10 protein-coding genes and 1 riboswitch are annotated in these 10,262 nt (G+C 65.5%); of the genes, 6 read left to right on the forward strand and 4 right to left on the reverse strand.

Annotated elements, in window-relative coordinates:
- The first annotated feature begins 107 nt into the window (after positions 1-107).
- The 4 genes from soxB to H8A92_RS37880 all read left to right on the forward strand — a co-directional run bounded on the left by soxB (position 108) and on the right by H8A92_RS37880 (position 4,207).
- Entirely contained in the window at positions 108-1,856 is a 1,749-nt protein-coding gene (gene soxB, locus H8A92_RS37865) for a thiosulfohydrolase SoxB (protein ID WP_229200358.1), read from the forward strand.
- On the forward strand, positions 1,853-2,308 hold the full coding sequence (locus H8A92_RS37870) for a DsrE family protein (protein WP_229200359.1): 456 nt from the start codon (positions 1,853-1,855) through the stop codon (positions 2,306-2,308). The genes soxB and H8A92_RS37870 overlap by 4 nt, the downstream gene beginning before the upstream one ends.
- Positions 2,309-2,449: 141 nt before the next feature.
- Positions 2,450-2,893: a DsrE family protein gene (locus H8A92_RS37875; protein WP_229200361.1), complete on the forward strand. Its 444-nt coding sequence runs from the start codon at positions 2,450-2,452 to the stop codon at positions 2,891-2,893.
- A gap of 273 nt (positions 2,894-3,166) precedes the next feature.
- Positions 3,167-4,207, forward strand: coding sequence for an MBL fold metallo-hydrolase (locus H8A92_RS37880; RefSeq protein WP_229200363.1), 1,041 nt, complete (start codon positions 3,167-3,169; stop codon positions 4,205-4,207).
- 172 nt (positions 4,208-4,379) lie between these two features.
- Here the strand turns inward: H8A92_RS37880 and H8A92_RS37885 are convergent, their stop codons facing one another.
- From H8A92_RS37885 to H8A92_RS37900, 4 genes are all read right to left on the reverse strand, one after another.
- On the reverse strand, positions 4,380-5,126 hold the full coding sequence (locus tag H8A92_RS37885; protein ID WP_229200366.1) for an ABC transporter substrate-binding protein: 747 nt from the start codon (positions 5,124-5,126) through the stop codon (positions 4,380-4,382).
- Between the two features lie 326 nt (positions 5,127-5,452).
- The gene (locus H8A92_RS37890; protein WP_229200367.1) at positions 5,453-6,226 is read right to left on the reverse strand and encodes an ABC transporter ATP-binding protein; all 774 of its coding nucleotides are present in this window, start codon (positions 6,224-6,226) and stop codon (positions 5,453-5,455) included.
- Positions 6,223-7,266: a FecCD family ABC transporter permease gene (locus tag H8A92_RS37895; protein ID WP_229200374.1), complete on the reverse strand. Its 1,044-nt coding sequence runs from the start codon at positions 7,264-7,266 to the stop codon at positions 6,223-6,225. The genes H8A92_RS37890 and H8A92_RS37895 overlap by 4 nt, the downstream gene beginning before the upstream one ends.
- A 112-nt stretch (positions 7,267-7,378) precedes the next feature.
- Positions 7,379-7,576: riboswitch (cobalamin riboswitch) on the forward strand.
- A gap of 263 nt (positions 7,577-7,839) precedes the next feature.
- Entirely contained in the window at positions 7,840-8,043 is a 204-nt protein-coding gene (locus H8A92_RS37900) for a hypothetical protein (RefSeq protein WP_229200369.1), read from the reverse strand.
- On the opposite strand from H8A92_RS37900, the gene H8A92_RS37905 reads away from it, so the two are divergent.
- Positions 8,024-9,949 (forward strand): TonB-dependent receptor, encoded by a 1,926-nt coding sequence (locus tag H8A92_RS37905; protein ID WP_229200371.1) that lies wholly within the window; start codon positions 8,024-8,026, stop codon positions 9,947-9,949. The genes H8A92_RS37900 and H8A92_RS37905 overlap by 20 nt on opposite strands.
- Positions 9,950-10,059: 110 nt before the next feature.
- Positions 10,060-10,224: a hypothetical protein gene (locus tag H8A92_RS37910; protein ID WP_229200373.1), complete on the forward strand. Its 165-nt coding sequence runs from the start codon at positions 10,060-10,062 to the stop codon at positions 10,222-10,224.
- Positions 10,225-10,262: the final 38 nt, after the last annotated feature.

Consider the following 10,262-nt stretch of genomic DNA (forward strand, 5'->3'; position numbering starts at 1 on the left):
CGGCACGGGCGGTGTTCGTGGCTCACCCCTCTCTCCAACTCTCCCCCGCAAGGGGGGAGAGAGCCCGACCACCGCCCGCGTGGCTTCAACCAAGTGCCGGAAGAGCGATGATCATCGGCCGCCGAGATCTCTTGAAAGCATCCGCCGCCGCAACGCTTATGGCCGGCCTGCCCCGGCTTGCGCGCGGCGCCGATACCGCCAGCGTCTATGACCTTGAACGCTTCGGCAACGCCCGCATCCTGCACATGACCGACACCCATGCGCAGCTGAAGCCGGTGTTCTTCCGCGAGCCCGGCGTCAATATCGGCGTCGGCGCGATGGCCGGCCAGCCGCCGCATCTGGTCGGCAAGGCGTTCCTCGATCGCTTCGGCATCCGGCCCGACAGTGCCGACGCCTATGCCTTCACTTGCGTCGAGTTCGAGAAGGCCGCCGTCCGCTTCGGACGGCTCGGCGGCTTTGCCCATCTGAAGACGCTGGTCGACAAGCTGCGCGCCGATGTCGGCGACAAGCGCTCGATCCTGCTCGACGGCGGCGACCTCTGGCAGGGCACCGGCCTCGCCAACGCGATGAACGGCACCGACATGGTCGAAGCCGCCAACCTGCTCGGCATCGAGGCGATGACCGGGCATTGGGAATTCACCTATGGCGAGCAGGTGCTGCGCGACAATCTCTCCCGCTTCAAGGGCGAGTTCCTGGCGCAGAACGTGTTCCTGACCGAGGAAGCCGCGTTCAACGACGCCAAGGCGTTCGATCCGGCCTCGGGGCGGGTGTTCAAGCCGTCGATCATCAAGGAGATCGGCGGCCATCGCGTCGCGATCATTGGCCAGGCCTTCCCCTATGTGCCGATCGCGCATCCCAAGCGCTTCACGCCGGACTGGAAGTTCGGCATCCGCGACGAGGAGTTGCAGAAACTCGTCGACGGCCATCGCAACGACGACAAGGTCGAGGCGGTGATCCTGCTGTCGCATAACGGCATGGATGTCGACCTCAAGCTTGCCAGCCGCGTCACCGGCATCGACGTCATCCTCGGCGGCCACACCCATGACGCGATCCCGATCCCGATCACGGTGACCAATGGCGGCGGCGTCACGCTGGTCACCAATGCCGGCTCCAACGGCAAGTTCATCGGCGTGCTCGATCTCGATCTCGCCAAGGGCAAGCTCGCCAATGTCCGCTACCGCCTGCTGCCTGTTTTCGCCGAGCTGTTGAAGCCCGATCCCGCAATGCAGGCGCTGATCGACAAGATGCGCGACCCGCATGTCGACGAATGGAGCGACAAGCTCGGCACGGCCGACCGGCTGCTTTACCGCCGCGGTAATTTCTCCGGCACCGTCGACCAGCTGATCTGCGACGCGTTGCTGAACGAGCTCAATGCCGAGATCGCGCTGTCGCCCGGCTTCCGCTGGGGCCTCACCACGCTCGCCGGCCAGCCGATCACCATGGAAGACGTGCTGTCGGAAACCGCGATCACCTATCCAGAGACCTACGTCGCGACGATGACCGGCAACCAGATCAAGGATGTGCTGGAAGACGTCTGCGACAATTTGTTCAACGTCGATCCCTATTATCAGCAGGGCGGCGACATGGTCCGCGTCGGCGGCCTTGCCTACACCTGCACGCCCGGCGAGAGCGTCGGCAAGCGCATCTCCGAGCTGAAGCTCGGCAACGGCAAGCATCTCGAAGCCGGCAAGCACTACAAGGTCGCGGGCTGGGCCTCGGTCAACCAGCAGAACGGCGCACCGATCTGGGATGTCGTCGCCAGGCATCTGCGCGCCGGCCGGCCGCCGAACCGCGACGAGCCCGGCGTCACGCTGAAAGGCGTCGACGACAATCCGGGCATTGCGAGGCACGGATGACGCGGCGCGCGCTCATCGCGACGCTCGGCCTTGCGGCGATCGCGCTTGCAACGCCGCTCGCCCGCGCCCAGCTCGCGCCGCTGCAGGACAAGCCGTTCGCCGAGCACAAGGTCGTGCTGCAGCTCTCCGACAACGACCCGAAGAAGCAGGGCCTCGTCATCAGCGTCGCGAACAATCTGATGAAGCACTACGACCCCGACAAGGTCGCGGTCGAGATCGTGGCCTTCGGCCCCGGCATCGACCTGCTCAGGCCCGACAATGCTAACCGCAAGCTGGTCGAGAGCCTGGTCGCGCAGGGCGCGCGGGTCGACATCTGCCTCAACACCGTCGACACCATCGAGCGCGACACCGGCAAGCGGCCGGACTACATCGGCGCCGCCACCCCCGTGCAGGTCGGCGTCGCGCAGATTTTGCTTCTCACCGAGAACGGCTACACGCTGGTGCGGCCGTAACCCCGCCGTCATTGCGAGCGAAGCGAAGCAATCCACACTTTGCCGCAAGAAAGAAAGATGGATTGCTTCGTCGCCTCACTCCCGTGCGCAAACGCTTTGCGTTTGTCGCAGGAATGACGACGTCACATTGAGAGACCTCCCATGCTTCGCCGTCTCGCCGCCGCCGCGCTGCTTTCGCTCGCCTTCGCAACAGGCGCACTCGCCGCCGACAAGCCGCATCGCATCGCGATCCAGGTCGACCAGAACGATCCGCAGGTCATGAATCTGGCGCTCAACAACGCGACCAACGTGATCGAATACTACCGCGCCAAAAACGAGGACGTGGAGATCGACATCGTCACCTACGGTCCCGGCCTGCACATGCTGCGCAGCGACACCTCGCCGGTGCAGGACCGCATCAGGCGCCTCAAGGATTTCGTCTTTCCGGGCAAGATCCAGTTCTCCGCCTGCGGCAATACCAGGCAGGGCATGGAGAAGGCCGAGGGCCACGCGATCTCGGTCGTTTCCGACGCCACCATCGTATCATCAGGTGTGGTCCACCTGATGGAGCTGCAGGAGCAGGGCTGGAGCTACGTCAGGCCTTGAGGCTCACCTCTCGTTCTCGAATTGCGAACCTGGACCGTCATCCTGGAGGAGCGCGCTCTTGCGCGCGTCTCGAAGGATGGACGGCCCGGATGCTTCAGCGCGCATTGCCTTTCCCCGGAAACGGGCCGGGCCGTTCACCCTTCGAGGCTCGCTTCGCTCGCATCTCAGGGTAACGGGGATGGCGTGTGCACGGGGATGGATTTGCTTTGAATCAACCCTATCTATGAAATAATATGCTTTCAACGACTTGACCCATAGAATAGGTAAGCCGTCATGATCTTTCGCCAGCTCTTCGACAGCGTGTCCGGCACCTACAGCTATCTGCTCGCGAGCCGCGCCGGTGGCGAGGCGCTGATCCTCGACCCGGTGCTGGAAAAGGCCGACCGCTACTGCAAGCTGCTGCAGGAACTCGATCTCCGGCTGGTGAAGGCCGTCGATACGCATCTCCACGCCGATCACGTCACCGGCCTCGGCGAGCTGCGCGACCGCACCCAGTGCATCACCATCATGGGCGAGCAGAGCAAGGCCGACGTGGTGTCGATGCGCGTCTCCGACGGCGACAGGGTGACGATCGAAGGTCTCTGCCTCGAGGCGATGTACACGCCCGGCCACACCGACGATTCCTACAGCTATTTGATGGGCGACCGCGTCTTCACCGGCGATACGCTCTTGATCCGCGGCACCGGCCGCACCGATTTCCAGAACGGCAGCGCGCGGGCGCAGTACGATTCGATCTTCAACCGCCTGCTCAAGCTGCCCGAGGAGACGCTGGTATTCCCGGCGCATGACTACAAGGGCGACACCGTCTCCACCATCGGCGAGGAGAAGCGCTACAATCCGCGGCTGCAGGTGAAATCGATCGACGACTATGTCGAGCTGATGAACAACCTCAATCTGCCAAACCCGAAGATGATGGACGTCGCGGTGCCCGCCAACATGCATGTCGGCCTGCACCAGGACGCGCTCGCCAAGGAAGGCCTCTCCCTCAGTGCGCGCGACGCCATCGCGAGCCTCGGCCGGCCCGACATCCTGCTGGTCGATTTGCGCGAAAGCGGCGAACGCACCAAGCACGGCATGCTTCCTGGCGCTATGCACGCGCCTTATCCCGGGATTTGCGCCACCTTGCAGCCCGGCGGCATGCTGCGCGAAGTCGCGGCCGCGACCGGCCGCCGTATCGTGTTCTTCTGCGCGTTCGGCGAGCGCTCGGCGATGGCGGTGGCCGCCGCAAAGAAGGCGGGACTGGCGAACACCGCCCATATCGAGGGCGGCATCGACGCCTGGAAGAAGGCCGGCGGGCCTGTGGTGATGGGATGATCGTGCAGCCATTGGCCGGCGCGCATTATTTCTCACCGTCACCCTGAGGAGCGCGCAGCGCGTCTCGAAGGGCGACGGCCAGCCTCAACCCGAGAACACCTGGAAATATCCGGGCCGTTCATCCTTCGAGGCTCGCAAGGGCTCGCACCTCAGGATGACGGATTACTGGGAGTTACCGAGTCACGCGCTGTAGCTCTTCCGTCAACCGATCCAGCGCATCGGCCAGCATCACACCGCCGCACACCGTGAGCCGCTCCGGCAGCACGATGCGCCTGGCTTCCGGATAGAAGCGCTCCAGCGCCGGATGCAGCAGGAAGGCGCGGCCCTCATCCTCGGCGCGATCGCCGGCCTCCGACACCAGAATGAAATCCGGCCGCAACTTCACGATGGCCTCGAGCGAAGCAAACCCGCCCGTGCCGAGGCCGAGTTCGCCGGCCGCATTGGTCAGGCCGGTTGCCGCCAGCAGCGAGTTGATGAGGCTGTTATCCCCCGACACAAAGCCGCGCCGCTCCAGCGGCAGCACGCGGTAATGATGCGCGCTTGCCACCGCCCGCGCACGGGCGATCGCCGCATCGAGGCGCGTGATCTCGGCCTGTGCGCGCTCCGGATGCCGCACCACATCGCCCATCGCGCGGATCTGGTCCCTCACCTCGTCCAGCGTGCGCGGCACCGTGAACTCGACGAGATGCAGACCGTTGGCCTTCAACAGATCACGCGTCGCGCGCTTGTCGAACAGGCTGACGACGACGATGTCGGGCTTGAGCAACAGCACGTCTTCGGCCCCGCCGGACAGGCGCGGAAAGTTTCGTGCCTTCTCGGCGGCCCAGGATTGCCAGGCATCGCGCGAAAAGCGGCTGAGCCCGAGGATCTGGTCCGGGTCGGCGAGCGACAGCACGAGCTGGTCGCTGCAGACATTCATCGAGACGATGCGTGGTCCGGCGGCGAACGCGGCGCTGGCGGAGCTAAGCCACAGCAGAATCGCAATCGCGGCGGCAAGGTGACTCGAAGCACGATGCCGGCCATCGAAAAGGTGCGCCCCCACTCCCGCTTGCGGGGGAGGGTTGGGGTGGGGGTCATGCCACAATGAACACTCCTTAGGTGGAGAGAGCCCCCACCCGCCGCGCTCTTCGAGCGCCGTAGCCGAAGCTTCGCTTCGGCGTCCTTCAAGGACGGCCGCCGAAGGCGGCCCATACTCCCCCGCAAGCGGGAGAGGTGAACAGAGCTCGCCGAGATGCCGCATCCTCATCAGACGTCCGCCCACGGCACGATGACGACCTCGCGCTGAAACTCCGCGCGATAGGCGCTAACCCGGAACACGCTCGCCAGAACACTCTCCGACAACGCCGCATCAGGGGTGCCCTGCGCCGCGAGCCGTCCCTCCGACAGCACCAGCACGTGATCGGCGAACCGTGCAGCAAGCCCGAGATCATGCGTTACCACGATAACCAGCACGCCGGTGTCGGCGACATTTCGCAGCTTCTGCATCACATCGATCTGGTGGCGCGGATCGAGGGAGGCGGTCGGCTCGTCCGCCAAAATCACCGGCGCCTCCACCGCGAGCACCCGGGCCAGCGCGACGCGGCTGCGCTCCCCGCCGGAGAGTTCGGTGACGCGGCGATCGCCGAATTCAGTGACGTCGACCGCCAGCATCGCCCGCAGCACCGCCTCCATGTCCCTCGGTGACAGCCGTGCCGGATCGGTCGCGCCATGCGGATAGCGGCCGAGCGCCACGATATCGCGCGCCGGCAGCGGCCAGTGCACCATGTGTCCCTGCGGCAGATAGGCGAAGCGCTTCGCGCGTTCGCGCAGCGGCAGCGAGGCTAGCGTATCGCCGCCGATCCTGATCTCGCCGCCGGACGGAATCAGCCCGGCCAGCGCACGCAGCAGCGTGGTCTTGCCGGCACCGTTCGGACCGACCAGCGCCACCAGATGGCCCGCTGCCAGCGACAGCGAGACATCGCGCAGCACCTTGCGGTTACCCAACGACGCATCGACGCCGGTGGCGGAGAGCAGCGTCATGCCACGCCTCCACCGAGCGCGCGGCGTTCGCGCATGATCAGGTAGAGGAAGAACGGCACGCCGATGATCGAGGTCAGCACGCCGACCTTGATGTCCGAGGTCGAGGGGATGATGCGTACCGCGATATCGGCGGCGAGCAGCAGCGCCGAACCGGTCAGCGCGCTCGGCACCAGCAGCCGGGCGGGATCATGACCGATCACCGGGCGCATCAGATGTGGAGCAACGAGACCGATGAAGCCGATCGTGCCCGTCACCGCAACCGCGCCGCCAACCCCGAGCGCCACGCCTGTGATCACATAGAGCCGCAACCGCCCGACGTCGACGCCGAGGCTCTGCGCCGCTTCCTCGCCGAGCGTCAGCGCGCGGAACGCGCTCGCCTGGCTGAGCAAGACGGCAGCGCCTGCGATGATGAAGGGCAACGCCAGCGCCACGTGCTGAAAGCTGCGGTCCTCCAGCGAGCCGAGCAGCCAGAACGCGATTTCCAGCACCACGAAGGGATTGCTGGAAAGGTTCATCACCAGCGCCGTCGCGGCACCCGCGAAGCTCGATATCGCAAGCCCGGCGAGGATCAGGATCAACAGCCCGGCATTGCGGCCGGCGATCGCGAGCAGCGCGAACACCGAGCCGAACGCGGCGATGATCGCCACCACCGGCAGCGCGTAGGACCGCACGTCGGCGAGGCCCAGCGCGATCACCAGCACCGCGCCGAACGCCGCCGATTGCGGCGCGCCGAACAGCGACGGCGAGGCCAGCGGATTGCGCAGCAGGCCCTGCAGCGCCGCACCCGACAGCCCGAGAATACCGCCGATCGCGAATGCCAGAATGGTGCGCGGCAGGCGGATCTCGCGCACGATCACCTGCGCGACGTCGCTGCCGCCGCCGAACATCGCCTCAATCACCGCAAGCGGCGACAGCCGCACCGGCCCAATGCCGAGCGAGAGCACGACGAGCAGCACCACGAGCGCAAGCAGCGCCGCGGTAGCACTCCATCGGCGCCGCGCCGCGACCTCGGCCGCCAAGGCAAAATCCTGCACGCTCATCCGATCCATGCTCTTACAGCGATCGCCGTGGCAGACAAGCGACACCCGACGAAAACAGTGGCCGCCTCGCCATTGCCCGACTTCCGCCGGATTGACTTTACCGCCCGGCCGAACCCTAGATGACCATGACGGTTCTTTCATGAGATGAAAAGGGAATGCGGTGCGGGGAAACCTCCCCAACGCCGCGGCTGCCCCCGCAACTGTAAGCGGTGAATCCTTCGTCACAAGCCACTGGGAATCTCGGTCCTGGGAAGGCGACGAAGGGTAACGACCCGCGAGCCAGGAGACCTGCCGTCAGCCGTGGTCACACGCGAAGATGCCGGTCGGGGAGTACAGGCATGAGCTTCACCTGATGCTGCAGGCACAATGGTGAAACTGCTTCGCGGTGACGTGCCACCGACGTTACCGAGGTCTCGCTTATGTTCTCCATTCCATCGCATCGGCGCCGCGCGCTTCTGCTCGTGTCGACGATGATCGCGCCTGCCATTCTTGCCTCTGCCGCACGGGCGCAGCAGGCACCCGCTCCCGATCAGCTGCCGGCGATCGAAGTCACCAAGCCGGGCGACCAGAATTTTACGCGCGCCAAACCGACTGCCGACGAAGCGCCGGCGCCGCGCCGGCGGCGCCGGGCACCACGCAAGGCAATAATGCGGGCAGCGGAGCAGGATCGAACACGACAGCGGCCGGTGTAGCCACCGGAACGGGCGGCCCCGGCGGCGGCCGCCAGTTCGCCGGCATCGTCGGCTCGTCCTCGACCGTGATCACGGCCGACGACATCGCGCATTCGCCATCGCAATCGCTGCCGGACATCCTGGCGCAGGTGCCCGGCGTTCAGTTGCAATCGCTCTACGGCGGGCCGAACGGCGCCAAGACCTCGGTCGACCTGCGCGGCTTCGGCGCGTTCGCGACCGACAACACCCTGTTCCTGCTCAACGGCCGCCGCCTCAACGACGTCGACAAGGCCGGCTTCGATCTCACCACGATCCCGCTCGATTCGATCGAGCGCATCGAGATCACGCGCGGCAACAGCGGCGCGGTGCTCTACGGCGACAACGCGGTCGGCGGCGTCATCAACATCATCACCAAGACCGGCGCCGGCGGTCCGCCGGCGACGATGCGCGCCGAGGCCGGATACGGTTCGTTCAATACCCGGATGGCCGCGATCTCGGCGGCGCTCGATTCGGGGCCGTGGTCGACCTCGTTCTACGGCAACGGCATCAAGTCCGACGGCTACCGCGTCAACAATGCTCTCGACCAGCGCAACGCCGTCGGCAACGTCAACTACACGACATCAGATCTCACCGCCTTCCTAACCGTCACCGGCAGCGACCAGAAGCTCGGCCTGCCCGGTGGACGGTTGGTCGATCCGTCGATCGGCGTCAACGAGCTGCTCACCGATCGCCGCGGCGCCGCGACGCCGTTCGACTATGCCAACCAGCAGACTGCCAGCGTCACGGCCGGCTTCACCAAGACGCTGACGAACGGCGTCGATCTCATCGTCGATGGCGGCTGGCGGCAGCGTGAGACGCAAAGCGGCTTCTTCGGCACCGTGCCGACAATCAGCTTCGCCTCGACCTACAATGACGCCGCGCTCGAGACCTGGTCGCTCACGCCGCGGCTCAGCGTCAAGAACGTCATGCTGGGAATGCCGTCCACGATCCTGACCGGCATCGACTATTACGATTCGACATTCCGCGAGGCGCGCGGCGCCTATCAGGGCGTCGATCCCACCCACATCTACAATATCGAGCAGCAGAGCGTCGCCGGGTACTGGCAGCATACGATCGGCCTGCTGCCCACCACCGATGTCTCCTACGGCGCCCGTGTGCAGAACACGAGCGTCTCGGCACGAGATCGCTACGACCCCAATGCGCCGTTCGCCTTCGACACCCAGGCGGCGCCGCTCGACAGCAACGAGACCCAATACGCGCTGCATGTCGGCCTCGAGCATCGCTTCACCGACACCTTCTCGGTGTTCGGCCGCGCGGCGCGCGCATTCCGTACGCCCGATGTCGACGAGCGCGTCGCGTCGGGGCCATCGTTCGACCCGCTGACCTTCGCCCCGATCCCGCAGAACTTTCAGCTCAAGACCCAGACGTCGCAGGACGTAGAGGCGGGCTTCCGGGTCAAGACCAATCTGTTTCAGGTCCAGACCAGCGTCTATCTGATGGATCTCGAGAACGAGATCCATTTCAACCCGGTGCTGTTCTACAACGTCAACCTCGACCCCACCCGCCGCTACGGCAGCGAGACCAGCGCCTCGCTGAAAGTCGGCGACAGCGTCACCCTGCGCGGCGGCATGGCGATCACCCGTGCGGTGTTCCGCGAAGGGATCTGGGCGGGCAACGACGTGCCGCTGGTGTCGCGCTATACCGGCAATCTCGGCGTGACCTGGAACATCTGGCAGAACTATCTGGTGTTCGACGCTACGGTGCGGGCCTGGAGCGCGCGCATCATGGACAACGACCAGGCCAACACCCAGAGCCGGATTCCCGGCAACGCCACCGCCGACATCAAGCTGAGCGGACAGGTTGACCGCTTCTTCTGGTCGCTGAGCGTGAACAACCTGTTCAACGCGCTCTACTACGACTACGCCATCGCGAGCTCGTTCACGGCGGGTCGCTTCTCGGCCTATCCGCTGCCCGGCCGCACCTACATGGTCAAGGCGGGTGCGACGTTCTAAGCGGTCCAGCGCGGCGGGATGTGACCCCGCCGCATCGTCTCCTCACGTTACAAGCGCCACGAAACTGGCTAGAATTCCGGCAGCTGATTTGACCCGCGCAGGGGAAACGCATGGCCAAGACAAGCAAGGGCGGCGCCAACGTCAAAGAGAAAACCGACGACAAGTCGAAGGCGCCTCCGCCGCCTGCATCAAAGCAGGACGACGACTATTACGAGGATGGCGACATCGCCACGCCGAAGCTCGATCGCTACGGCAATGATGACGAGCCGTTGTAGGACGAGCGCAATTTAAGTCGCCGTCGTCCCGGCGAAAG

This window comes from Bradyrhizobium acaciae, assembly GCF_020889785.1.
GTDB lineage: Bacteria > Pseudomonadota > Alphaproteobacteria > Rhizobiales > Xanthobacteraceae > Bradyrhizobium > Bradyrhizobium acaciae.

Coding starts and splice junctions, on each gene's coding strand:
- soxB (WP_229200358.1), top strand. CDS start 108: ATGATCATCGGCCGCCGAGATCTCTTGAAAGCATCCGCCGCCGCAACG.
- H8A92_RS37870 (WP_229200359.1), top strand. CDS start 1,853: ATGACGCGGCGCGCGCTCATCGCGACGCTCGGCCTTGCGGCGATCGCG.
- H8A92_RS37875 (WP_229200361.1), top strand. CDS start 2,450: ATGCTTCGCCGTCTCGCCGCCGCCGCGCTGCTTTCGCTCGCCTTCGCA.
- H8A92_RS37880 (WP_229200363.1), top strand. CDS start 3,167: ATGATCTTTCGCCAGCTCTTCGACAGCGTGTCCGGCACCTACAGCTAT.
- H8A92_RS37885 (WP_229200366.1), bottom strand. CDS start 5,126: ATGAATGTCTGCAGCGACCAGCTCGTGCTGTCGCTCGCCGACCCGGAC.
- H8A92_RS37890 (WP_229200367.1), bottom strand. CDS start 6,226: ATGACGCTGCTCTCCGCCACCGGCGTCGATGCGTCGTTGGGTAACCGC.
- H8A92_RS37895 (WP_229200374.1), bottom strand. CDS start 7,266: ATGAGCGTGCAGGATTTTGCCTTGGCGGCCGAGGTCGCGGCGCGGCGC.
- H8A92_RS37900 (WP_229200369.1), bottom strand. CDS start 8,043: ATGTCGTCGGCCGTGATCACGGTCGAGGACGAGCCGACGATGCCGGCG.
- H8A92_RS37910 (WP_229200373.1), top strand. CDS start 10,060: ATGGCCAAGACAAGCAAGGGCGGCGCCAACGTCAAAGAGAAAACCGAC.